The sequence below is a fragment of the Porticoccus sp. W117 genome (assembly GCF_030341905.1).
In the GTDB taxonomy this organism is placed as follows: domain Bacteria; phylum Pseudomonadota; class Gammaproteobacteria; order Pseudomonadales; family Porticoccaceae; genus SCSIO-12696.
In genome coordinates this window covers 302,239-326,542 of record NZ_JATAAF010000001.1, presented here as the reverse complement: position 1 = coordinate 326,542, position 24,304 = coordinate 302,239, and the positions used below count along the sequence as shown (strand labels likewise).

Here is a 24,304-nt window from a genome sequence, read left to right as displayed (position 1 = left end):
ACATTTTTGTGCTTTATCCCTATAATTCCTGAAAACACAGTGTGAGCCAAATGGTGGCAGGCACCCTCATTTGAAATGACGCGATAGGAGCTAATTATGTTGATCGGTGTACCCAAGGAAATTAAAAACCACGAATACCGCATTGGTCTGACCCCGGATTCCGTGAAAGAGCTGGTGCGCAACGGCCACCAGGTGATCGTTGAGACCAACGGTGGCGCTTCCATCGGTTTTGACAACGGTCAATACGAAGCCGCTGGCGCCGAAATTGTCGCCACTGCCCAAGAGGTTTTTGAGCGCGCCGAGATGGTCGTTAAAGTGAAAGAGCCTCAGCCCAACGAGTGCGAAATGCTCCGTGAAGGCCAGGTGTTGTTCACCTACCTGCACTTGGCTCCAGACCTGCGCCAGACCGAACTGCTGGTTAAATCCGGCGCGACCTGCATTGCTTACGAAACCGTTACCGACAATGCGGGTACCTTGCCGTTGTTGGCACCTATGTCCGAGGTTGCGGGCCGTATGTCTATCCAGGCCGGTGCTCACCACCTGGAAAAAGCCCAGGGTGGCCAGGGCGTTCTGCTGGGTGGCGTACCCGGTGTTGCCCCTGCCAAGGTGTTGGTTATCGGCGGTGGTGTGGTTGGTACCAATGCGGCCTACATGGCGGAGGGCATGGGCGCTGATGTCACCATTCTGGATCGCTCGGTTCCCCGCCTGCGCGAACTGGACAAGGAGTTTGGTGGCCGCATCAACTGCGTATACTCCACTGCTGCAGCGGTAGAGCAGTACGCTCTGGAAGCTGACCTGGTGGTTGGCGCGGTACTGATTCCCGGCGCTGCCGCTCCCCGTCTGCTGACCCGCGATATTATTTCTCGCATGAAAAACGGCTCAGTGCTGGTAGACGTGGCCATTGACCAGGGCGGTTGCTTTGAAACCTCCAAAGCCACTACCCACGAAGAACCCACCTACGTGGTTGACGGTGTGGTTCACTACTGCGTGGCCAACATGCCCGGCGGTGTTGCCCGTACCTCTACCATGGCTCTGAATAATGTGACTCTGCCTTACGCCATTGCCTTGGCCAACAAGGGCGCCAAAGAAGCCATGCTGGAAGACCAGCACCTGCTCAATGGCCTCAATGTGCACAAAGGCCAGATTACCTACGATGCGGTCGGTGTGGCTCACGATCTGCCTTATGTGGATGCGGCTGAAGCGCTGAATAGCTAAGTTGTTTTCAAGGCTGTAAAAAAACCGACGTCGAGAGGCGTCGGTTTTTTTTGTGCCTGTTTGCTTGTCATTCTGAATGTAGCCCGGGTGAAGTGCAGCGGAACCCGGGAAAGTTTGTAACCAACCCTGTCCCCGGGTTCCGCTGCGCTCCACCCGGGCTACAGGCTGTTGGCAATCTTCTGGCTGAGTTGCAAAAGAGCATCGCTAAAACCTTCCGCAAGAGCGCTGTATTCATCGTTCGCCAATGGGCTGCTAAAAGTATCCAGCTGGGTTTGTGGTGACTCGTTTTTGTTTTCGGTATTGGTCAGGTGCCACTGCACTTTGATGGTAGCACTGCCATTCGTTTTATCCATAGTGAGCACATTAACCGTCACCCGGTAGCGGGGTTGCTGGCTTTGTCGCCAGGGGTGTATCACCAACTCGCTGGATCCGGTGAGGGTGGCAAGGTTTTCCAGCAGGACGCGTTCAATGCTGTTTTGCAGTGGCTCCCCCCAGCGATGAAACTGTTCCAGGTTGAGTTGCCCGGCCTGTGAGCTGACCGTGATCTGTGGGCGATTCAGATATTCCGCCACGGTCACCGGGCCAATACCAATGGAGCAGTCGCAGGGCGCACTGGCGCCTGTTGCTTTGCTGCTTAACAGGTAATAGTTGCTTTGCGGTGTGCTGCTGCAACCTGCAATCAGCAGGGCTGCGAAAAGTGTCAGGTATTTCATTGCTGGTTTTTCCCTTGAATAAGCGATTCCGGCTCCCGTTCCAGAGTTTCCGCCAGTAGCCGCATGGCGCGGGCGGTACGTTCCAGCTCGGCGGCAGCGCGGGTCATTTGTTGCAGCATGGGAGAGTCCTCCGACAGCACATAGGCGGCGTTGGCAGAGGCCTGGTCAATGTTGCTCATGCTGGTGGCGAAGGTATCCAGACTTTGCTGCAACGAGGCAGACATGGTGGGTAGCTCCCGGTTGATGCCTTGCAGTGTGGTATTAAGGCTTTGCAGGGTAGGGTCGATATTCTCGGTCACTTCACCCACTTTAAATTTCAGATAACTGGCCAGCCCTTGGTAGGCCGCCAGTGTGGTGTTGATGTTCTTGGTGAGTTCCTGGGTATTGCGATCGTTGACGATCTGGTCGAGGCCGTTGAGGGTGGTGGTGATGCGCGAGCTGATGCCCTTCAGGTCGATCTGTTGCAGGTTTTGCGAGATCGCCTCCAGGTCGCTGGGCACGGTGGGGAATTGGGTGTATTCCGTGTCCACTTCAACCAGTCGCGGTGTGGCATCCGGGTAGTAATCCATCTGCACATAAACCAGGCCTGTCAGCAGACTTTGCAGGCGCAGTTGCGCGGCCAGCCCGCAACCTTCCAGGCCGCGAATCTCCCCCGGTGTGCCCACCTGGTTGACCCGGTTTTCGTTGATGGCGATGGTAATAAAGTTGAGCACCTTAAAGGTGGCGGTTTCGATGTTGACGGTGATGTCGGTGACTTCGCCAATGGTGACGCCCTTAAGGGCCACCGGCGCGCCGATACTGAGACCATCCACGGAGCTTTCATACACCAGGGTAAAGTGCTTGCGTTCGGCGCCAAACAGGCCATTGTTGATAAAAATTGCCAGTAGCCCGGCGAGCACCAGTGCGCCCACCACAAAGCCGCCAATGGCAATATGCCTGCTGTTGGAATTCATGGGGTTTTCTCCCTGTGGCTGTTATCCGTCTGATCGTGAGCGAGCTGCCCTCTGGAAAGCTTTCCCCTGGCAAGAAAGTTCCTCACCTGATGGTGCGGGCTGTCGGTTTTCAAGCGCTGCGGGTGGCCGCAATCGAGCATGGTTTTACTTTCCGGGTCGAGAAACACGCTGTTGTTGCCAATGGCAAAAATGCTCGCCAGTTCGTGGGTAACCACCACAATGGTAGCACCGGTGGTTTGTTGTATCTGCACAATCAGTTCATCCAGCAGTTTGCTGCTGAGAGGGTCGAGCCCGGCACTGGGCTCGTCGAAGAACAGCACCTCCGGATCCAGTGCAATGGCTCGCGCCAGCCCGGCGCGCTTTTGCATGCCGCCGCTGATCTGTGAGGGGTAATAATTCTGGAACCCCGCCAAACCAACCAGGGCCAATTTGTAATGCACCAGATCGGCGATCTCCGCCTTGCTGAGCTGAGTGTTTTGTTGCAAGGGCAGGGCGACGTTTTCCGCCAGAGTCATGGCGCTGAACAGGCCGCCGGTCTGGAACGTGGTTCCCCAGCTGCGGCGCATATCATCCTGCTGCCGTGCGCTGGCATCAAAGTAGCTCACGCCGTTGTAGCAAATTTCCCCGGCGGCCGGTTGCAACAGGCCAATCAGGTGTTTCAGCAGGGTGCTTTTGCCGCAGCCGCTGCCTCCCATAACAATAAAAATGTCGCCACGATTTACCGTAAAGGTCAGGTCTCGCTGAATCAGGGTGTCACCGTAGGCCATGGTGAGGCCGGTCACTTCGATGTGCGCTTTGTGTTTGGTATCTGCCGCGCTCATATGCCCATCTCGCTATACAAAATATTCAACAGGGCATCACTGATCACCAGATAGACAATGGCGGTTACAACGGCTTTGGTGGTGGCCTGGCCAACCGCTGCGGAGTCGCGGCCACAGCTCATGCCAGCACGGCACCCGGCAATGGCAATCAGTGCGGCGAAGACCACCGCTTTTACCAGGCCGCTCAGTACCTGAGTCATATCCAGTGCCTGTCGAGACTGTTCCACATATTGCAGAAAGCTGATGTCCATCCCCAAGCCGACAATGGCGCCGCCGATAATGCCGAGAATGTTCGCGTAGATCACCAGCAGCGGCATAATCAAAATCAGCGCCACCATGCGTGGCAGCACCAGAAATTCCATGGGGGAAATACCCAGGGTGCGCACTGCATCGATCTCGTCATTGACCTGCATGGTACCCAGCTGTGCGGCGTAGGCTGCACCGGTACGGCCCGCCATAATAATCGCGGTCATCAGGGCGCCCATTTCCCGCACCATGCCAATGGCCACCAGGTCGGCGACATACACTTCCGCTCCCAGCAGGCGCAATTGCACAGCGCCCAGATAGGCGAGAATCATCCCCACCAGTATGCTCAGCAGGGTAATAATGCCGAGGGCCTGCGGCCCGGCGAGAAACAAAAATTGCCCCAAATCGGTAAAGCGCATATTGGCGCGCCCCACCAGTAGCTTGCCGGTGGCTTCGGCGCACTCGCCGAGAAAGCCCAGGAAACCCAGCATTTTTTGCATGCCACTGGTCAGCGCCCGCCAGGGATTAAAGCCCGGTTGTTGAGGCTTGCTTTGCTGGCGTGTTGGAACCGCCGTTGCCAGTTTTAACAGTGATTGAGCCCCCTGCGGCAGTTTGCTGCCGTCAAAGGCGATGTTTTGCTCAGTGCAGTAATTGTGGCAGCTGAGCAGCACTGCGCTGAGGCGGGAATCCCACTGGCAATCATCGGCGATGGTGACGCGTAGCTGCTGAAGGTCGTGCCTCGCCAGTTGTTTGGCAATCACGGAAAAGGGGGCTGTACCCTTGCTGGCCAATTGCCACGGGCCGTTAAACAGCAGTTCGCCGCTGTTGCCCTCGACCTTCAATTCGAATTGCGGCTCGCTCATCAGTCGCGCCTCAGCCGGTCGCTGACGGCAATGGGATTGGGGAAGTTGAAGGTAACAATGTAGCTGGAAATCAGGAAGGTGAGAATGGCCGCCGCCTGGATGGCGTGGGAGGCGAGGGTGCCAATCAGGGAGGCGTTAAAGGCCACGTAGGCGATCAGCAGGGAGAACTCGCTGATTTGGCCAAGGCGGAAGCCCAGGTCCCAGGCAAGCGGGCGTTTTTCGTGCTGGTATTTCAGCAGGAAACGGAAAGTGGCCGGTTTCAGGGCCAGCATTACTGCGCCCAGCACCAACGCCGGCAGCAGAATTTCTTCCAGCAAGCCGAGGTTAAAGCCGGCTCCCAGAGCGACAAAAAATAGAATCAGGAAAAAGTCCCGCAAGGGCTTCAGGCTCAGAGCAATGTACTGGGAGATGGGATTGGTGGCGATGGTAATGCCCGCCAGAAAGGCGCCGATCTCCCGGGAGAGACCGACTACTTCTGCCAGTTCCGCCATGCCCAGGCACCAGCCCAGCGCCAGCAGAAATACGTATTCGCTGACCCGGTCGAATCGGGCGAACAACTTCACCAGCCCAAAGCGCACCGTGACCACTGCAATGCCAATCAGTACCGGCAGTGCCAACAGAGTTTTGCCAATTTGCAGTGGGTCGATTTCGCCGCCGGAGCCGCTGAGTAGCACCAGCAAGACAAAAATGGCGATAAAGTCCTGCACCAGCAGCATGCCCACCATCATGTCGCCGATATGGCGGTGGTGAAGAATGGTAGTGGGCAATAGTTTGATGCCGATAATGGTGCTGGAGAACATCATCGCCAGTCCAATAATGATGCTTTCCAACTGGCTGAAGCCAAATACCAGGCCAATCAGGTAGCCCACGGCGGCAAACAGGGCGGAGCTAATCAGAGTGATCAGGGTGACTTTGCGAAACACATTGAGCAGTGACTGGGGTTGCATATCCAGCCCAAGCAAAAACAGCAGGAAAATAATGCCGATATGGGAAATTTCCGTCAGCAGCCCGATGTCAGATACCCAGCCCATGCCGTAAGGGCCGATGATTGCGCCCAGCACAATATAGACAACCAGCAACGGCTGCCGACCGTACAGCGCCAGAGAGGCGATAACAGCGGCGCCGGTAAAAATCAGGAAAAACGACTGAAAAACCGTTTCGGTCATGGAGTGCCCGGAATTGTTTTTATCTTTGCCAACTATCCCTTGTTCTCCGGGGGGATGCAAGGAAGATGCAATAGGGTCTGTTACAAGCTAGAATCGGCCCACAATTACAACGATAGGAGGGACATTTGATGTCTGAGCAGGAACAACAGGTAGACTCTGCCGGTAGTGACGATAACGGCAAAACCGACGCCATGGCGGCGCTGTTCGCTGTGCTTTTGGTTGTGGCGGGAATGATTTATTGGGTGAGTCAGCAGTAAGAAAATCGTCATCGCGAGCGCAGCGTGGCGATCTCGATCAGTTTTGATGCGGCCTTTAGGAGATTGCCGCGTCGCCTGCGGCCCCTCGCAATGACGGTGGAATCATTCAGTTAAGGCAGTACCAGCCTCACGATTGCGATTAGTCCAAAAATAAAAACAACTGTAAAAACAATCCCGCAAATCAAAAAGGTTTTAAAACTCCCCGTCTTAAAATCCCGTTCGCGGTTTTTATCACTTTGTACACCGATGCCCGCCGCCAGGGTGCTGCCAATCAGCTCCTTGACGGTGGGTTTGTCTTGTTCGGATGGCTGACTTTCTTTCATATTGCCTCCGGGGACAGATTTAAATCTGTCCCCCTCCTAATATCCCAAAACCGGCGTTAACCAACGCTCCAATTCCCGTAATTCCATCCCTTTGCGCTGGGCCAGGCTCTCCACCTGATCTTGCTGTATTTTCCCGGTATTGAAGTATCGGGATTCCGGGTGGGAGAAGTACCAGCCACTTACCGCTGCGGCGGGGAACATGGCGTAGCTGTCGGTTAACGATACACCAATACTTTCTTCCACATCCAGTAATCGGAAAAGGGTGGCCTTTTCGGTGTGATCCGGGCAGGCCGGGTAGCCGGGGGCTGGGCGAATACCGGTGTATTTTTCTTTGATCAGCGCTTCATTGTCCAGACTTTCGTCCGGCACATAGCCCCAGAACTCCGTGCGCACTCGCTTGTGCATATGCTCCGCAAAGGATTCTGCCAATCGGTCTGCCAGTGCTTTGATCATAATGGCATTGTAGTCGTCGCCGTTGGCTTCGTATTGCTGGGCCAATTCTTCCGCGCCAATGCCAGCGGTAACCGCAAAGCCGCCAATATAGTCTTCTGCGTTGCTGTCTTTGGGGGCGATGTAATCCGCCAAGCTGTGGTGTTTGATGGTGGCACCGGGCTTGGCGTTTTGCTGGCGAATATGGTGCAACTGCACCAACTCAGTAGAACGCTCTGAGTTCTCATACACGGCAATATCATCGCCATTTACCCGGTTGGCCGGCCACAGGCCGATCACTGCTTTGGCAGTCAGCAGTTTTTTGTCGACTATCTCTTTCAACATAGCCTGGGCGTCGTTATACAGACTGGTGGCGGCTTCGCCCACCACCTTATCCTCGAGAATGCGCGGGAATTTGCCCGCCAGATCCCAAGAGATAAAAAACGGTGTCCAGTCGATGGTGTCGATCAGTTCTTCCAGGGGGTAATCGTCAAACACTTTGGTGCCGGTAAAGGTGGGCGCCGGCGGTTGGTAATTGTCCCAATCCCACTGGAAGCCCGCCTCGATGGCTTTGGGGTAGGGCAACACTGTGCCCCGCGGTTTGCGGTTGGCGGTACGCACTCGCACTTTTTCGTATTCGTCGGTCAGCTCTGTGTAGAACGGTTTGCGCAGCTCATCGCTCATCAGAGTGGTGGCAACCCCCACGGCGCGAGAGGCATCCGCCACATACACCGCTTGGTTGAGATTGAATTTGGGGTCAATTTTTACCGCAGTGTGAGCCTTGGAGGTGGTGGCGCCGCCGATCAAAAGAGGCAGGTTCATCTCCAACCGTTCCATTTCGCTGGCCACGTGCACCATTTCGTCCAGAGATGGCGTAATCAAACCAGACAGGCCAATAATATCGGCGTTTTCTTTTTGTGCGGTGTCGAGGATTTTTTCCGCGGGTACCATCACTCCCAGGTCCACCACTTCGAAGTTGTTGCACTGCAACACCACGCCGACAATGTTTTTGCCGATATCGTGCACGTCGCCCTTAACGGTGGCCATAATCACTTTGCCGTTGGATTTGGCTTTGCCGTCTTTTTCTGCCTCGATATAAGGTTGTAGATAGGCTACGGATTGCTTCATCACCCGGGCAGATTTCACCACTTGCGGCAAAAACATTTTGCCGGAGCCAAACAGATCGCCCACTACGTTCATGCCATCCATCAGCGGGCCTTCAATCACATTCAGCGGGCGGCTGGCGTTTTGGCGGGCGGCTTCGGTGTCTTCTTCGATGTAGGCGTTAATGCCTTTGACCAGAGCGTGTTCCAGACGTTTTTCCACCGGCCATTCACGCCATTCCAGGTCTTCCTTTTTCTCGCCGGTGCTGCCATCGCCGCGGTATTTTTCGGCAATATCCAGCAGCGCTTCGGTGTTAGCCTGATTGTTGGCGGCAGGTCGGTTAAGAATGACATCCTCTACTTTTTCCCGCAGTTCATCCGGCAAGTCGTCATACACCGCCAGTTGGCCAGCGTTGACGATGCCCATATTCATGCCCGCCTGAATGGCGTGGTACAGAAACACGGAGTGGATCGCCTCGCGCACCGGGTTGTTGCCCCGGAACGAGAACGACACGTTTGATACACCGCCGGAAATCATCGCCCCCGGCAGGTTTTGTTTGATCCAGCGGGTGCCTTCGATAAAGTCCACCGCGTAGTTGTTGTGCTCCTCAATACCGGTGGCTACGGCAAAAATATTGGGGTCGAAAATAATATCGTTGGGGTTAAAACCGACGGTATTTACCAGCAAGTCGTAGCTGCGGGAACAGATTTCAATGCGGCGCTGCAGATTGTCCGCCTGACCTTCGGTATCGAACGCCATTACCACTACAGCAGCACCGTAGCGCTTGCACAGCTGGGCTTTTTCCAGAAACTCGGCTTCGCCTTCTTTGAGGCTGATGGAGTTCACAATGGGCTTACCCTGAATGCATTTCAGGCCCGCTTCAATCACGTCCCACTTGGAGGAATCCACCATAATGGGAATGCGGGAAATGTCCGGTTCCGACGCCACCAGATTGAGAAAGGTGACCATGGCTTTGTGGGCATCCAGCATGCCCTCGTCCATGTTGATATCGATCACCTGGGCGCCGTCTTCCACCTGAGCGCGGGCTACGTCCAGGGCGGTATCGTAATCCTCTTCCAGAATCAGCCGTTTAAAACGGGCGGAGCCGGTGACGTTACAGCGCTCGCCCACGTTTACAAACAGGGAGTCGGCGGTGATGTTAAAAGGTTCCAGCCCAGAAAGGCGGCAGGCGGGTTCCAACTCTGGCACTGTGCGGGGCGCGCACTTGGCGGCTCGCTCGGCAATGGCGCGAATGTGCTCCGGCGACGTGCCGCAGCAGCCGCCGATAATATTGAGCAGACCGCTGGCCGCAAATTCACCGACAATCTCCGCCATTTCCTCAGCGGTTTGGTCGTATTCGCCAAACTCATTGGGCAGCCCCGCATTGGGGTGGGCGCTGACCAGGGTATCTGCCACCCGCGACATTTCTTCCACGTAAGAGCGCAGCTCCGCCGCACCCAGAGCGCAGTTCAAGCCTATGGAAAACGGTTTGGCGTGAGCCAGAGAATTCCAGAATGCTTCCGTGGTTTGCCCGGACAGGGTGCGGCCACTGGCGTCGGTAATGGTGCCGGAAATCATAATCGGCAATTCGAAGCCCAGCTGCTCAAATACTTCCTGCACCGCGTAGACCGCCGCCTTGGCATTGAGGGTATCGAATACGGTTTCGATTAAAATCAGATCGGCACCGCCTTCGATCAGCGCCTCGGTCGCTTCAATGTAATTTTCTACAAGCTCATCAAAGCTGGTGTTGCGCGCTGCCGGGTCATTTACATCGGGCGAAATAGACGCGGTGCGGCTGGTGGGGCCAAGCACACCGGCCACAAAACGCGGCTTGTGGGGCTCTTTTGTGGTCCAGGCATCGGCTGCCTCACGGGCCAGGCGGGCGCCTTCCCGGTTTAGCTCCGCCGTCAAATCCTCCATGCCGTAGTCCGCTTGGGAAATGCGGTTTGAGTTAAAGGTATTGGTTTCCAGAATATCGCTGCCCGCCGCCAGATAGGCATCGTGGATATCGCGAATAATATCCGGCTGGGTAAGGGTCAGAAGGTCGTTATTGCCCCCCAAATCCTGCCCCCAATCCGCAAAGCGTTCGCCCCGGTAATCTGCCTCCTGCAGTTTGTGCTGCTGGATCATGGTGCCCATGGCGCCGTCGAGAATCAGAATGCGTTCGGAAGCGGCGTTGTGCAGGGCGGCGATACGGGTGTTGCGGTCAGTCACGGGAATACCTGAATGTGCGAATTAGCCGGCCATTTTACCAACTTAGCTGTGGCGAAGCGTCAGCCCACAGGCTTTTTTGCTTGAGCATTTTTGGGGTTGCCTATGAAAAATTTTTGGAAAGAGCCAAATCTCCCGTTGACGCGAATTTCACAATGGCGGTGCTTTAATGCGGAACCTGTATGCAGCGGAGAAAAGCTATGTGGGTATTGCCACAAAAGAGAAAGGCTTCTGCGGTGGGTTGGCTTGGAGCCACCTTGTTTCTGGCGGGCTGTGCCAGTCACCCGGAGCCTTTACCGCGGGCGCAGCAGGTCGACCTGGAGCGTTTTATGGGCGCCTGGTATGTGATTGGTTATACCCCCACTTTCCTGGATAAAAACGCTCATAACGGTGTTGAGCACTACTACCTGAAAAAGAGTGCTTCTGGTGGAAAAGACAAAATTCTCACCACTTACCAGTTTCGCAAAGGCAGTTTTGATGGCGAGTTAAAAACCCTGAAGCCCACTGGCTTTGTGTACGACAAAGACACCAACGCGGAATGGCGTATGCAATTTTTTTGGCCGTTCAAAGCGGATTACATCGTGATGTACCTGTCGGAGGACTATCAGCAAACCGTTATTGCTCACCCCAACCGGCGCTATGCCTGGATTATGCAGCGCACACCGGAAATGCCGGAAGATACATACAATCAATTGCTGAACAAGCTCGAAGTGGCGGGGTATGACCCGGCTATTATCAAGCGCCAGCCTCAGAATTGGCAGAATGATCAGCAGCGCCTGGCTGATATAGAACGTATTGGCGCTAGCGAACCGTTGGTTGAGCGCTGAAGACTTCTGCTCGGTATTGTTGTTCTGGCTATGTACTGGGGGTAGAATACATGACTAAATTAGTAAGGTATAAGCTCTCAGATACAGGCGCTACAGAATGACCTCGGCACAACTCAATATCGACATCACTGAATCCGCTCAAGAATACCTGGCAGGCTTGCTGGCCAAGCAGGATTGCGAAGGCATCGGTATCCGCATGTTTGTTTCCGATCCTGGTACCCCCAAAGCGGAAACCTGCATCGCCTACTGCCGCCCCGGCGAGGAAAAAGAGGGCGATACCAAAATGGCACTAAATGGTTTTGATGCCTGGTTTGAGGAGCGCAGCATTCCGTTTCTGGACGAAGCCAAAGTGGATTACTCGCCGGATAAAATGGGTGGCCAGCTCACCATTCGCGCCCCCAATTCGCGCATGCCCAAAGTCTCCGACGACAGCCCAATCGAAGACAAAATCAACTACGTGCTGTACAGCGAAGTAAATCCCGGCCTTGCTGCCCACGGTGGCAATGTGTCGCTGGAAATGATGGACGGCAATATCGCCGTACTGCGCTTTGGTGGCGGCTGCCAGGGGTGTAGCGCGGTGGATATGACGTTGAAAGACGGTGTGGAAAAATCCCTGATGGATCAGATTCCAGAGCTGGAAGGGGTGCGAGATATTACCGATCACAGCGACAAGTCGTCGGCGTACTATCAATAGGTTAAGTAGGCATCAGACAAATAAAAACGGGAGGCAATTGTTAAATTGCCTCCCGTTTTTTATGGTTTCCTGATGCCTTAGGCTTCCTGTTCTTCTGGTTTAGCTTTCACCTTCGGCGACGCCTTCGCCAGACAAATAAACCCGGCAATCCCTGCCAACAGCGAAGCAATGATGACTCCGGCTTTGGCCAGTACTAGCCCGTCGGCTACACCTTCAAAGGCCAGCTCGGCAATGAATATCGACATGGTAAAGCCGATGCCGCCCAGGAAGGCGATGCCGACTATATGCAAAAAGTTGCAGCCGGTGGGTAATTCCCCCAAGCCCAGCTTCCAACCCACCCAGGTGGCACCGGCAATGCCGATCAGCTTGCCCAGCACTAGACCCAGAGTAACCCCGAGGGTGATGTTGTTGAAGATTTCTGTCTCACCGGCGAATCCGGCTAGGGGAATGCCTGCGTTGGCCAGTGCGAACACGGGGATCACAATATAGGTCACTGGCAGGTGGAGGGCGGTTTCAATGCGTTGCAGCGGGGCTTCCGCCAACTGTGCACCGTCGCCCAAGGCGCGCACATAGGCGCGCATATGTTCGTTGCGCAGTATTTTTTCGCCGGGCCGATAGCTGCTGTCAAAGCGACGGATCAGGTCTTTGACTTGTGAGCTGAAGGCCACCGGGTTGTATTTGGGTTTAGCGGGTACGGCAAAGGCGGTGATTACGCCTGCCAGGGTGGCGTGAATTCCTGCTTCGTGAAGTTGCATCCACAACATGACCCCCACGACCAGGTAGGGCAGGGGGCGGCGAATACCCCACCAGTTGAGGAACCACAGGAAGGCGATACACACCAGTGACATCAACAGCGCAAACTGGTTGATGTCCTCGGTGTAAAAAATGGCGATAACCGCGATGGCTCCCAGGTCGTCGACAATGGCCAGTGCCACCAAAAAGGCAATCAGGCTTTTCGGGACGCGACCGCCGAGCAGGGCGCAGGTGCCTACCGCAAAGGCAATGTCGGTGGCCATGGGGATGCCCCAGCCGGCTGCCCCCATGCCGCTGGGGTTAAAGGCGTAGTAAATCAAGGCGGGGAATACCATGCCGCCAATGGCCGCCATAATCGGTAAGGTGGCGTGCTTGACGGTAGACAGTTCGCCCACCAGAAAGCCGCGCTTCAGCTCCAAACCCACGTGGAAGAAGAAAAACGCCATCAGGCCATCGTTCACCCAGTGGTGAACGCTCATTTTCAGGCCGCCGTCGCCAAAAGCAAAACCGGCTTTGGTAGCCAGCAGTTGGCTGTATTGTTCGAACCAGTTGCTGTTTGCGATAATCAGGGCAACGATGGCGCAAATCATCAGCAGTACGCCACTGGTGGTTTGACGATGAATAAATTCCTCAAAAGGCGTCAGAATGCGATCGAACGCTCTTTCCCAAGGGGCGTTAAAGACACGACCTTTGCGGGGTTTGGCGTCAACTATCTGGTGTTCATCCATCATTTGCTCCAGTGCGGTGCGCGACAGGTCGCTTATCAAACACAAAAAACGACTGTTCGGTCAATACTGTTTCCTTGTAAGGGTATTTCTATATCGCTTGCACTCTGCCGTAAAGCGGTTACCCTGCGTGCCAAAGCGATGAGTCGAGGTCAACAATGGGTTTTAAGGGCCAAACCACCCCGCCACACAATCTACCTGAGCCGCCGGTGGGTGTGCTACTGACTAATCTGGGTACGCCTGATGCGCCCACTCCCAAGGCGTTGCGTCGGTATCTGCGGCAGTTTTTAAGCGATCCGCGAGTGGTGGAAATCCCCAGACTGCTGTGGTGGTTTATCCTGCACCTGTTTATTTTGCCTCTGCGACCCCGTGCCTCAGCCAAGCTGTACCAGCAGATCTGGACTGACGAAGGTTCGCCATTACTCGATATTTCCCGCCGTCAAGCTGGGCTGTTGCAGCAGCGATTGGACAGCAGTTGCGGTGAAGGAAAGGTGAAAGTGGTGCTGGGTATGCGCTACGGCAATCCCTCCATGGATGAGGCGGTGAATGAGCTGGCAGAGAGTCGCGCACGCCATCTGGTGGTATTGCCGCTCTATCCCCAGTACAGCGGCAGCACCACCGGCTCTACGTTCGATGAGCTGGGGCGAGTCTTGAGTGACTATCGCTGGGTGCCCAAGGTGAGCTTTATCAATGGCTACCAGAGTCACCCGGCCTATATCGATGCGCTCTGTGCTTCCGTCCATCAACATATACAGCAGTACGGCCTGCCCCAACGCTGGGTGTTTTCCTACCATGGCACACCCCAGCGTTACCTTGAACAGGGCGACCCTTACTATTGTTTTTGTGTGCAGACCACCCGGTTGGTGCGCGAGCGCCTGGGGCTTGATGAGTGGCAGGTGCTAACAACCTTTCAATCCCGCTTCGGCAAAGCCCCTTGGCTGCAGCCCTATACGGATAAAACCCTGGAATCCCTGCCGGAGCAGGGTGTCACCAATGTGGCAGTGATCTGCCCCGGGTTTTCCTCCGATTGCCTGGAAACCCTGGAAGAGATTGAAGGCGAAAACTTTCACGCCTTTATCACAGCCGGTGGGGAACAATTCCACTACATCCCCTGCCTCAATGATTCGCCGGGTCATATCGAGATGATGGCCCGGTTGATTGAGGAAAATATGTAAGAGGCTTCTATGAGCGCATCGCAAATAAACCCTATCCTTGTTGGCATCAGTGCTTGCCTGGTGGGGCAGCCGGTGCGCTATAACGGTGGTCACAGCCAGTCGAAATTGTGCCTGCAAACACTTGCCGAGTATTTTCAATTCAAGCCTTTCTGCCCGGAAGTGGCTGCCGGGTTTGGCATACCACGGCCTACTATGCGCTTGGTGGGTGACCCGGAAAGCCCGCAACTTCAATTCTCCGAGGGCTCCGGTGACTTGTCTGCAAAACTGATTGCCGGCTTTCAGGGGCAACTGCCACAGATGGCAGACCTTGACGGCTATATCCTGATGAAAAATTCCCCCAGTTGCGGCCTGGAACGCATCAAGGTATATCGGGAAAACGGCTACCCCAGCGAACAGAAAAGCGCGGGCCTGTTTACCAAAGCGGTTCAGCAACACTGGCCGTTGTTGCCGCTTGAGGAGGAGGGGCGCCTCAACGATCCTTACTTGCGGGAAAACTTTATTCTGCGGGTGTTCACCCACAACGACTATCGCCATCAAGTTCGCAACCGCCCCAGCTACCACAATCTGTTGCAATTCCACAGTCGCTACAAATACCTGGTGATGGCCCACAGCTACAGCGCCTATCGAGATATTGGCCGTATGTTAGCCAAAGGCCATGACGAGCCTCTGCAACAGGTGATTGATGAATATGCTCAGAAATTGTTTGCCGCCATCGCCAAACCGGCCCGGCGCAAGGGGCACGCCAATACACTGCTGCACATCCTCGGTTACCTGAAACAATCCGTTCCCGGCCCCCTGCGCCAGGACATCGTCGAGGTGGTGGATAACTATCGCCGCGGCCAGGTGCCTCTGGTGGCACCGATCACCCTGTTGCGCCATCACATTGAGCAGTACGGCAGCGACTACATTCGCTCACAGCGTTATTTGCACCCTTACCCCGATAACCTGGCATTGAGAAATCAGGTCTAAATCACTTTCTATGACCCATCTGGTTTGGTTTCGCAACGACCTGCGTATAACGACGGTTGGCAGTGGAGTTCTTCCACCGGCTGCAATCCGCGATCAACTCAATTACCCTCAACCTGTTTTGGATTACCGCGAAGCTCGCCAAAGGGCGACAGATCATTTTAAGAATGCTCTGTCCAATTCGTTGTCAAAGGACAGCTAATATTATTGGTATGGTTGTATAAATTGTGAACGTTACTAACCGGGTGAAGAAATTGGGTGTGGGTGTGGGTATGGGTATGGGTGTTTGTGCTGGTGCCTGCTTAATAGCATTGGTTGTGTACTTTTTGTCGCCATCCCCGTCCTCGGCTCTTGAGGTTTCTCTCGCAGAAGATCACCAAGTATTTCGCACCCTTCAGTGGACAGACTTGATGCCTGACAGTGACCTCCAGGCAATTCTCAATGCTCCAGAAATCACTCACGACGGCGAAGAGGAGTATTACAGTCTACCCATGCAGGGGCTGTCTCTGGATGGATTTGAGCTGGATGAGGAGGCCAAGCTGGACGAGGCAAACCGCGCTTTTCAGGAGGCGCTGGTATCCAGCAAAGTGCGGCCGGAGCTGGATGGGGAACATATCCGCGTGCCCGGATTTATGGTGCCCATTGAAATGGACGGCCCCAAGAACGTCACCGAATTTTTTCTGGTTCCCTATTACGGTGCTTGCATCCATGAACCGCCACCGCCGCCCAATCAGATTATCCATATCAAGTATCCGCAGGGTTTTTATCTCGATGACCTGTTTATACCGGTGTGGGTGGCCGGTACTGCCCATACCACCAGTTTGTCCAAAAGTGGTGTCAATGCGGCTTATTCAATGTCAGAAGTGCAGATAACCCTCTATACCGAAGCGCCAGAAGCGGATGATGGAAAGTAGCCGGCTTACCACTTTATACGCCAGGTGCCCATAACGTGGTTTTGCAACGGCAGTGGAATATTCAGTTCATTAGCCAGTTCTGGCCAGCGTGAAAAACCGTCCAGCACTTCATCAAGAATGCGCTTTTCCCGGCCCCTGGGGAGCCCTGCATAATTTGCCAGGTGTTTTAAATCTGCCATGTCAAAGTTATTGGTTTTGCCGTTGATGCTGAGCTGGTGATTACGGGTAAAGTTGCTGCCTTCGGAGTGGCAGAGGTCGTAGGCGGGTGCAATGTCCCACTGACCGTTGCGGTTCATGGTGAAAGAGAAATTTTTAACGTGGTCGTCCTGATTGCAGCCCACCAGATTGAAAACCGTACGACGGAACTGCTGCTCGATACTGGCCTGGGGTATGTGCAGTTGTTTCATCACCATAAAAAGTTGTTCATAGGAGTAGTAACCGCTTTCCCAATAATCAAAGTGCGCCAGGGCTCCCAGGGTTTGCATAAACAGTTTTTGGCCGTTATCGCTGCGGTCAAAACGCCGGGTCATAAAATGGTTGCGGCCGTTTTCCTGAAACAGTCGGCTTTCCATCATGTCGATGCCGCAGCTTCTGGCGATCTGATAGTAGCTGTATTCCAGCAGCCCATAACCCGCCGGGTCGGCCACGCCCCAGTCGCCGTTAAACTCGACACCGTCGAACTTGATTAACCAGTGCTCAAAGTCGGCGGGCAGTTGCAACTGCCCGCTGCGAACCTGGTTGGTTTTCGGGTTAAAGGCAATCACTGCCTTGGCGCGGGCACCACCGGCGGAGGTGCCAACACTGAGGATATCCAGCAAGCCCTGGTCGCTGCCTTCAGACAGGTGAGTATCCAGAGTCTGCCGGTTGGCAAATGCCATGGAGGCCAGCTCCACCAGTTGCTGAACTTCCAATGCCTTGTCGGCGTTTTGTTCCAGGTCGGTGGCGGGCTCAAACTCCAGAGCCCCCATGCCGCGAGTACCGGTATAGCAAAGCCGATCTACCGCGTTAAATTGCTGGCTGCTGCGGCCAGTTTGCGCCAGCCATACATCAATCAGCTTGTTGCCGTACTTGTCTGGCAAACTGTCTGCCAGCAGCCCTGGCAAGCCGTGGAATGAGCGGGGATGTAAGTCGGTAAACTGGTAAATATGCCCGGCTCTGGCTGGCATGGTCAGCGGTGCCAGTTCAATACCGTGGCTGGCAAATACCGGGTCGTATTCAAAGCGGGCGAAAGATTCGCCCTGATCCATGGATACGTAACCAATGGGGGTGCCCCAGAGTTTGACAGTGGCGGTGGTCATTGCTGTTCATCCTGCCAGGGGGACGTGCTTGGTTCTTCTACCTGATTGCGGCGCTTTTTCCCCTGAGCCTTGACCTCCGCCATAGGTGACTGAAACGACTCTGGCAACAGCGAGTCGATGGCACTGCTCATCTGCAAGGCTTTAAGCAGTTTGATCCAAGAGCCCAACTGGCTGTCCCGGCCATCTTCGATGCGTCGCAAGGTGGCTACGCCAATGCCCGCGTCGTCAGCGAGCCGTTGCTGGCTGTAGCCGCGTTGCTTGCGAATGCGTGCCAGGCGGGTGCCCAATTCCTGCAGGGCGGTAGTGTCTGGCGTCAGGTTATTGATTTTCATGTGATCAATTATGATCTATAAATGGATTTTTTACCACTTTTTATATCATAAATGATTGTTTTTATGGGTTGAGGCTGGCAGTTGGTTAGCTACGCGCATTTAGGCCGAGCCGTTTCGTTGGCTTACATTCATACAAGTCAAAGGATGGAGTTTTGTTACCTCTCAGGCTGCTTCTACGTCAGTTCACAGGGGCAGTCGCTACTGCCGTCCAGGTGGCAGCGATTGGAAAAAATATTTCCAGTGTGCGCGGCGATCAGTAAGAGCCCGCCCAGTGTGCTCAGAATGCTGGCCAGGGGGAAATTAAACTCGGCACTGCCATCAGCACCCTGGCGAAGTGACGGGCAGCAGCCATTTTCGCAGGTTGCTGCTGCAACAGCTTCTGCCGGGGTTAGCGCTGGCGCCAGTAAGCTGGCAAAAATAAACAGGATGCCCAGGCTGGCGCAGCTGGCCACCCATTTCTTCTGGTGGCGTTTATAGCCTTTAAAGATAACACCTGCTGCCAGCGGAATCGTGATCGCTGCCAATACCCAGTGGGCGGCTGGATGAGCCCATATACCGGCAAAATCCGCGGCCACAATCAAAATTACCGGTGTTAGCAGGCAGTGAACGGCGCAGATACTGGAGGCCCAAATACCAACGCGGTCGGTTTTTTCAGAATGTCCGGGTGGTTGGAGAGAAGTAGGGGTTATTGCTGTCATGATGTATTCAGTGGTTATCGACGATTTAATCAATACTGTTATGTTATAACAATATTTCTTTCAAAGAAATATACTAATTGACTGGACTTTTGGGCACAGGTTTCCAGTCTATAGGGCGATCATCATGGCCGTGACCATGAAATATGGGCTAAAAATCAACTCTTAGCCCCACCATACCTGGTTCAGAAAGTGTCAGTCAGAATCAATATTAATGATCTTTATAAAAGTAATGATATGTTATATCATTACTTTTGTCGTGCATAGGTTGAGTGCTTCACGACGAGGCTCCCTCCACGTGTGTTTTCGGTTTCTTTATCCGAGAGAAATAAACCCTCTGATTTCCAGGAAAAATGCATGAGCGCAATCGCCGTTCAAAATAATGAGATCACCCCAGCTGTAGAAACGCGCTCAGTTATTGAGGGCGTTGAGCCAACAGTGTTAGCGGATATTTACCAGGCCGGCACCAATATTGTTGTTTGGCAGCGCCACTCCATCGATAGCTTGGTTCAAGCTGCTGACCGCATTCTTGAAATTCACCCAACCTTGCAAACATCGTTAACCGTCACCCCGCAAAGTGCTTGTGCAGCTGTTGGCGATGCACTGGGTACAACGGGCGCGGCGGCGGTGTTGAGCGAGGACATCGCACAGCTGGTCGACATGTTCTGCTATCTGTTTGAACTCAAACGAGCCGGACTGAGATTAACCGCTTTGGATCGCGCCATGTGCCCTCGCTTCCATGTGGACAGGGTGCCTTGCCGTTTAGTCACCACCTATAAAGGGGTCGCAACCCAGTGGCTGCCACACCACCTGGTTGATCGCAGCAAATTAGGTGCAGGTAGCCAGGGAATGCCTGATGAAGAGTCTGGACTATTTGACCAAATAACCGACATCCAACAGCTCAACGAAGGAAATGTGGCTTTGCTTAAAGGTGAGCTTTGGGAGGGAAATGAAAATACAGGCCTGGTTCATCGTTCGCCCGCCATCAACTCTGAGCAACGTCGATTGTTGTTAACCCTGGACTTTATAAGTGGCTAAGCCGCCTTCACGGGTGCCATATCACTGACTGTTTTTTAACCCATAGCAAGCACTCTGCTTGCTGCGTACAACATCAATAATTTTTATGGTCATTTTGGGGAATGTTATGAAATTAAGATTGCTCTCTGCGGCGATATTTTTGGCGTCGACCTCCGCACAGGCTTTGGAGGGGAGAATATTAGACAGTAACGGCAAAGCCATTGATGGTGCACTGATAGACGTGGTTGGCAAGCGTCAATCAGCAACCACTGACGGGCAGGGGAGCTTCACACTGGATGTTGATAGCGCAGTAACCCTGCATGTATCAGCGCCCGGTTTTGTCCACAAAACCATTTATCTTGACTCCGGCGATGTCGATAACTCACAACGTATCGTGTTGAGCAAAAGTGCCATTGAGCAAATAGACGTTATCGGTATTCCCTTGCACGCATCCAGCATAGAGTCGGCACTGCCTATCAATGTTCTGTTGGGTGAAGAGCTCCGCAACAAGCAGGCAGCCACCTTGGGTGATTCGCTGGCCGGCGAAGTGGGCGTTAACACCAATTTCCACGGTAACGTTGCCAGCACTCCGATAATTCGTGGCTTGAGTGGCCCTCGTGTATTGATCACGCAAAACAGCCTCGATGTCAGCGATGTTTCCCGTGTTGGCCCCGATCATACAGTGGCCACTGAAGTCTCTACCTCTGAGCGGCTGGAAGTTCTTCGAGGGCCGGCTACCTTGTTTTTTGGCAGCGGTGCCATTGGTGGTGTGGTGAATGTTGTCGACAAGCGCGTGCCCACGGGTACCGAGGCCTGGAGTGAATGGTTGCTGTCTCACGACTCGGTCAATAATCAGGATTTGGCGTCTCTGAACCTCAACACAGGCTCTGGAAATGTTGCCTTCCATCTCGATGGCTTCTGGCGCCAGGCGGATGACTATGAAGTGCCAGTGTCCCCGGAAATTGACGAAGACCATGGCGAGCGTACTGTCGCCAGCACGGCGGAAGAGTCCAGTGGATACACCTTGGGCACCAGCTATTTGCTCGACAATGGTTATGTGGGCTTGTCGGTTGGCCAGCTTGAGCGCGACTACGGTATTCCCTGCCACAGCCATGGTGAGGAAGAGCACGAGGAGGGGGAACATGATCATGATGAGGCTGAGGAAGAAGTGATTTTGGATCTTAAGCAAGATCGTTACCAGCTAATCAGCGAACTCGCTTTTGATAGCACCTTTATCAATGCACTGAATACGCGGGTTGGCTACACCGACTACGCCCACACCGAATTTGAAAATGGCACAACGGGCACGACGTTCACCAACCAGACCAGTGAAATCAAGCTCGAGTTCCTGCACCAGACATTGGCCGAATGGAATGGCGGGTTAGTCTTTGATTACAAAACCAGCGAGTTTTCAGCAGTTGGGGAAGAAGCCTTTGCTCCCCCTTCGAAAACAGATGCGTTTGCCATTGCTCTGGTTGAAGAACGCCGCTTTGGCGATGTGCTGCTGCAATTGGGAGCGCGCGCAGAGCACGTAACCGTTAAAAGCGATGAGGTTTCCATCGGCGACGTAGAGTTCCACCACCACGATGAAGAGGGTGAAGAACATGGTGAAGAAGGCCATGGTGATGAGGAGCATGGCGCAGAAATTTTCTCTTTTAACGAAAGCTATACCCCGATTAGCCTGTCAGCGGGCGCGGTCTGGGATTTTGCACCGGGTTATAACGTTGGCATTTCCCTTAGCCATTCTGAACGTGCGCCTTCCGCTGCGGAGTTGCTGTCTTTCGGCCCACACATAGCGACTGGCACCTTTGAAATAGGGGCTTTATTTGAGGCCCATGAAGACGATGGCGAGTTGCACTTTGAACCTCTGGAAAATGCTCCAAGGATGGAAAAGTCCAACAATATAGATATCACTTTTCGTAAGTTTGAAGGCAATATCGGTGTCGTCCTCAACGCCTTTTATAACCAGGTAGACAACTATTACGCACAATTTGATACCGAGCTTTTTGCGGAATCGGACCATGATCACGGAGATGAAGAGGGTGGTGAAGAAGATGTTCACGGAGGTGAGTTGCCGGTATTTCTCTTCCAGAGTGCTGATGTATCACTGAGCGGTTTTGAGGCGCAGGGTATTTGGCAAATTAATCCGCAATTCAAAACCACGCTCTATACCGACTACGTGCGTGCCAAGCTGGACGAAGGTGGTAACTTGCCGCGCATTCCACCCATGCGCGTTGGAGCCAGCTTTGATTATGAGCACGAGCGCTTATCCGCCAGCCTCAGCTGGACCCGCTACAGCGATCAGGACGATGTGGCTGTGTTGGAAACGGAAACCGATGGTTACGATTGGGTCAGTGCCAATGTTAACTACCGCATTCCGTTTGGCGGCACAGAGCTGACGTTGTTTGTTAAGGCAGATAACCTGATGGACGAAGAGGCCCGTGTACATTCCTCTTTTCTGAAAAACCTGGCTCCCAGGCCTGGGCGCAATTTCCGGGTGGGTATTCGCAGCACTTTTTAATGAACCATAAAACAGTGACACAGGGATGTGTCACTGCTGGTTTTTAATCAGTCGGCTAATGATTTTTCAGGATTTCCACAGGCCCATGATCATCGCAATGGCCATTGTGTACATGGTGTAAACGGCCGTCGACGATGTAATCCGTATGGTCGCCATGAGGAACGGCTTCGTGGCCACAGCCTGGGCCATGCACATGGTCACCACAGGTATGCAGTGGTGCGCATTGATCGGGATTGGTTGTGCTGACTTCGATGGTGTGTTCGTCGTAGTGATCTTCGTGCGGATAATGCAAATGACCGTCGTGAATATAGTCGGTGTGATCACCGTGGCGAATCGCTGTGTGGCCACAGCCGGGGCCGTGGGTGTGTTCCGGGTGTGAGGATGCGTGTGAACAGGGCATAAAATTTTCTCCGGAAGATTTTCTGGGAGTTTCCCTATCCATTCTAGACTACCGAATCTGAGAGTGCCTCCGAATTGACTATGCAGGCAAACAGTTGCTCTTCCCACTGATCAGGTATTTCACCGGCAATAATTTCTATGCGGCTTTCCAGGCAGTCATTCAGTTCGATTTCGGTCAACGCGTCGCTGGTCAAGTTGTAGCCATACACGCCGTCTTCGGTAATAAAGACCGCTTTCATTCTTTCCGCAACAATGCCGTTCAAAAATACAGCCAGCTTGTCTCGACAGAACGTTTTTACAGGGTCAAAACGCCAGCCAATACTGTGGAAACCTTCTCCCTGGTTAACGGCCTTGATAAAACCGCCACTGGGTATGGGGTCATCACTTGGGCTGGTTTTGGCGTTGTCTTTTTTGTGGTGTTGATGATGGTGGTGCGCTTGTCGTGAAACAGGAATAAGGCCATCCAGTACATCCATTGCAAGCTCGCCTTGTTCAGTAAAAATAATTTTAACGCCCTTTGCTGCCTTTGATTTGGCATAGTCTTTGAGCTTTGCTTTATGCTCAGGCTGATATAAATCCTGTTTGTTGCCAACAATAACGTCAGCGATAGCAATTTGTTGGTTGAAAGTTGCGTGCTCGGTGTATCTTGAATCCTCCAGCTTGCGTGCATCCACCAGGGTAATGATTTTTTGAATTGAAAGAACATCCTGATAGTGGTCTGCGGTTAAAGCCTCTAATACCTCAATGGGGTGACCAAGCCCGGTTGGCTCAATCAACAAGCGATGTGGCTTTGCGCGAGCAAGTAATTGATTGAGGGCAATCTGCATTGGCAGGCCTGCCGCACAACACATGCAGCCACCGGGCACTTCACGAATGTACACTTCCTGGCCTTCACTGTGCTGGCCCTGAAACAGGCTACCATCAACGCCGATTTCACCAAATTCATTAACCAGTACAGCCCAGCGCTCGTTATCGGGTTTTGATTTCAGTAAATGCAAAATGGCTGAGGTTTTTCCTACCCCTAAAAAGCCAGTAATAATATTTGTGGGAACCACAGTGATTCTTTCTTTGGACTTGTTCATAGGTAATATCTTAAGAGGCTTTATCGCTGCAGGGGCCGCACAGGCAATTTATTTCCAGCCGGGGGCTCGCCATCTGGAAACCTGCTTGCTCTATATCGTGCTTCAAGGTGTCAATGGTTGATTCATTCACACTGATTTCCTTTACCTGTTGGCAGTTGTTGCAGATTAAAAACTGCGGTACTCCGTGACCGTGACTGCAGGTGATGTGCGAACAGGCAATGTACTTGTTTGCCATGTTGAGTTTATGGGCCAAGTGCTCTTCTTGCAGGAAATCGAGAATACGATAGACAGACATGGGGGGCAGTGTTTTGTCATACACTTGCTTGCAGTAGTCAACCAGCTCATAAGCAGACATTGCTTTATTGGATTGCAATAAAGCAGAGAGCACGCATTTGCGTTTGCTGGTTAATTTGCTCCCGCGTGTTTTGCAGCTGTTTTCTGCGTGATCAATAATTTCCTGTACCGTATTCATAAATGATGACCTGGGCAGGGCGATGTTTACTGTCAAGGGGAGTCAACGTTGCTTATTATCGAATGATACCTTATATCATTCTTTGGGCAAGGTATTTATGTGGATAGTTTAAGTGCTCTAGTAATCTGCCCTG

23 protein-coding genes are annotated in these 24,304 nt (G+C 53.5%); 9 read left to right on the top strand and 14 right to left on the bottom strand.

Translation table 11 applies throughout. The features are described from left to right. Positions 1 to 96 precede the first annotated feature (96 nt). Positions 97 to 1,215 carry an alanine dehydrogenase gene (ald, locus tag QSV34_RS01530; protein ID WP_289151376.1) on the top strand — a complete coding sequence of 373 codons (1,119 nt, stop codon included), beginning with the start codon at positions 97 to 99 and terminating at the stop codon, positions 1,213 to 1,215. A gap of 158 nt (positions 1,216 to 1,373) precedes the next feature. On the opposite strand, the gene QSV34_RS01525 is transcribed toward ald, so the two are convergent. Genes QSV34_RS01525 through QSV34_RS01505 form a run of 5 tightly spaced genes read right to left on the bottom strand, consistent with a single transcriptional unit; the run spans position 1,374 to position 5,977 of the window. Then, positions 1,374 to 1,928, bottom strand: coding sequence for a PqiC family protein (locus QSV34_RS01525; protein WP_289151374.1), 555 nt, complete (start codon positions 1,926 to 1,928; stop codon positions 1,374 to 1,376). After that, positions 1,925 to 2,881 (bottom strand): MlaD family protein, encoded by a 957-nt coding sequence (locus QSV34_RS01520; RefSeq protein ID WP_289151372.1) that lies wholly within the window; start codon positions 2,879 to 2,881, stop codon positions 1,925 to 1,927. Before QSV34_RS01520 ends, QSV34_RS01525 begins: the two co-directional genes overlap by 4 nt. Next, positions 2,878 to 3,702, bottom strand: a complete 825-nt coding sequence (locus QSV34_RS01515; RefSeq protein WP_289151370.1) for an ABC transporter ATP-binding protein — start codon at positions 3,700 to 3,702, stop codon at positions 2,878 to 2,880. Before QSV34_RS01515 ends, QSV34_RS01520 begins: the two co-directional genes overlap by 4 nt. Further along, on the bottom strand, positions 3,699 to 4,811 hold the full coding sequence (locus tag QSV34_RS01510; protein WP_289151368.1) for an MlaE family ABC transporter permease: 1,113 nt from the start codon (positions 4,809 to 4,811) through the stop codon (positions 3,699 to 3,701). The genes QSV34_RS01515 and QSV34_RS01510 overlap by 4 nt, the downstream gene beginning before the upstream one ends. Further along, positions 4,811 to 5,977: a cation:proton antiporter gene (locus tag QSV34_RS01505; protein WP_289151367.1), complete on the bottom strand. Its 1,167-nt coding sequence runs from the start codon at positions 5,975 to 5,977 to the stop codon at positions 4,811 to 4,813. Before QSV34_RS01505 ends, QSV34_RS01510 begins: the two co-directional genes overlap by 1 nt. 128 nt (positions 5,978 to 6,105) lie before the next feature. Here QSV34_RS01505 and QSV34_RS01500 point away from each other — a divergent pair, with 128 nt between their 5' ends. Beyond that, entirely contained in the window at positions 6,106 to 6,234 is a 129-nt protein-coding gene (locus QSV34_RS01500; protein WP_289151366.1) for a hypothetical protein, read from the top strand. 110 nt (positions 6,235 to 6,344) lie between these two features. Here QSV34_RS01500 and QSV34_RS01495 read toward each other — a convergent pair whose 3' ends face one another. Continuing rightward, on the bottom strand, positions 6,345 to 6,557 hold the full coding sequence (locus QSV34_RS01495; protein ID WP_289151364.1) for a DUF2970 domain-containing protein: 213 nt from the start codon (positions 6,555 to 6,557) through the stop codon (positions 6,345 to 6,347). 36 nt (positions 6,558 to 6,593) lie between these two features. Next, a complete protein-coding gene (metH, locus tag QSV34_RS01490; protein ID WP_289151362.1) occupies positions 6,594 to 10,304 on the bottom strand; it encodes a methionine synthase in 3,711 nt (1,236 codons plus the stop codon). Between the two features lie 179 nt (positions 10,305 to 10,483). Here metH and QSV34_RS01485 point away from each other — a divergent pair, with 179 nt between their 5' ends. Together QSV34_RS01485 and nfuA are read left to right on the top strand one after the other, a co-directional pair. Then, positions 10,484 to 11,128: a lipocalin family protein gene (locus tag QSV34_RS01485; protein WP_289151361.1), complete on the top strand. Its 645-nt coding sequence runs from the start codon at positions 10,484 to 10,486 to the stop codon at positions 11,126 to 11,128. 97 nt (positions 11,129 to 11,225) lie between these two features. Beyond that, positions 11,226 to 11,822: a Fe-S biogenesis protein NfuA gene (gene nfuA, locus QSV34_RS01480; RefSeq protein ID WP_289151360.1), complete on the top strand. Its 597-nt coding sequence runs from the start codon at positions 11,226 to 11,228 to the stop codon at positions 11,820 to 11,822. A 77-nt stretch (positions 11,823 to 11,899) separates the two neighbouring features. On the opposite strand, the gene nhaA is transcribed toward nfuA, so the two are convergent. Next, positions 11,900 to 13,348, bottom strand: a complete 1,449-nt coding sequence (gene nhaA / locus QSV34_RS01475; RefSeq protein ID WP_289151359.1) for a Na+/H+ antiporter NhaA — start codon at positions 13,346 to 13,348, stop codon at positions 11,900 to 11,902. 110 nt (positions 13,349 to 13,458) lie between these two features. On the opposite strand from nhaA, the gene hemH reads away from it, so the two are divergent. The 3 genes from hemH to QSV34_RS01460 all read left to right on the top strand — a co-directional run bounded on the left by hemH (position 13,459) and on the right by QSV34_RS01460 (position 16,355). Further along, a complete protein-coding gene (hemH, locus tag QSV34_RS01470; RefSeq protein WP_289151357.1) occupies positions 13,459 to 14,475 on the top strand; it encodes a ferrochelatase in 1,017 nt (338 codons plus the stop codon). Between the two features lie 9 nt (positions 14,476 to 14,484). Further along, on the top strand, positions 14,485 to 15,444 hold the full coding sequence (locus QSV34_RS01465) for a YbgA family protein (RefSeq protein ID WP_289151356.1): 960 nt from the start codon (positions 14,485 to 14,487) through the stop codon (positions 15,442 to 15,444). 224 nt (positions 15,445 to 15,668) lie between these two features. After that, positions 15,669 to 16,355: a DUF3299 domain-containing protein gene (locus tag QSV34_RS01460; RefSeq protein WP_289151355.1), complete on the top strand. Its 687-nt coding sequence runs from the start codon at positions 15,669 to 15,671 to the stop codon at positions 16,353 to 16,355. 5 nt (positions 16,356 to 16,360) lie between these two features. Here the strand turns inward: QSV34_RS01460 and QSV34_RS01455 are convergent, their stop codons facing one another. The 3 genes from QSV34_RS01455 to QSV34_RS01445 all read right to left on the bottom strand — a co-directional run bounded on the left by QSV34_RS01455 (position 16,361) and on the right by QSV34_RS01445 (position 18,683). Beyond that, entirely contained in the window at positions 16,361 to 17,653 is a 1,293-nt protein-coding gene (locus QSV34_RS01455) for a type II toxin-antitoxin system HipA family toxin (RefSeq protein ID WP_289151353.1), read from the bottom strand. Beyond that, positions 17,650 to 17,985, bottom strand: coding sequence for a helix-turn-helix domain-containing protein (locus tag QSV34_RS01450; RefSeq protein ID WP_289151351.1), 336 nt, complete (start codon positions 17,983 to 17,985; stop codon positions 17,650 to 17,652). Before QSV34_RS01450 ends, QSV34_RS01455 begins: the two co-directional genes overlap by 4 nt. A 173-nt stretch (positions 17,986 to 18,158) precedes the next feature. Next, entirely contained in the window at positions 18,159 to 18,683 is a 525-nt protein-coding gene (locus QSV34_RS01445) for a MerC domain-containing protein (protein WP_289151350.1), read from the bottom strand. 297 nt (positions 18,684 to 18,980) lie between these two features. Between QSV34_RS01445 and QSV34_RS01440 the strand changes: the two genes are divergently transcribed. Both QSV34_RS01440 and QSV34_RS01435 read left to right on the top strand, forming a co-directional pair. Then, the gene (locus QSV34_RS01440) at positions 18,981 to 19,718 is read left to right on the top strand and encodes a DUF1826 domain-containing protein (protein WP_289151348.1); all 738 of its coding nucleotides are present in this window, start codon (positions 18,981 to 18,983) and stop codon (positions 19,716 to 19,718) included. 106 nt (positions 19,719 to 19,824) lie between these two features. Beyond that, the gene (locus QSV34_RS01435) at positions 19,825 to 22,218 is read left to right on the top strand and encodes a TonB-dependent receptor (RefSeq protein ID WP_289151346.1); all 2,394 of its coding nucleotides are present in this window, start codon (positions 19,825 to 19,827) and stop codon (positions 22,216 to 22,218) included. 55 nt (positions 22,219 to 22,273) lie between these two features. Here QSV34_RS01435 and QSV34_RS01430 read toward each other — a convergent pair whose 3' ends face one another. The 3 genes from QSV34_RS01430 to QSV34_RS01420 are packed head-to-tail and all read right to left on the bottom strand — an operon-like array spanning position 22,274 to position 24,171. Further along, positions 22,274 to 22,618 (bottom strand): hypothetical protein, encoded by a 345-nt coding sequence (locus QSV34_RS01430; RefSeq protein WP_289151344.1) that lies wholly within the window; start codon positions 22,616 to 22,618, stop codon positions 22,274 to 22,276. Between the two features lie 43 nt (positions 22,619 to 22,661). Further along, positions 22,662 to 23,699, bottom strand: coding sequence for a CobW family GTP-binding protein (locus QSV34_RS01425; RefSeq protein ID WP_289151342.1), 1,038 nt, complete (start codon positions 23,697 to 23,699; stop codon positions 22,662 to 22,664). Between the two features lie 10 nt (positions 23,700 to 23,709). Beyond that, entirely contained in the window at positions 23,710 to 24,171 is a 462-nt protein-coding gene (locus QSV34_RS01420) for a Fur family transcriptional regulator (RefSeq protein WP_289151340.1), read from the bottom strand. Positions 24,172 to 24,304 lie beyond the last annotated feature (133 nt).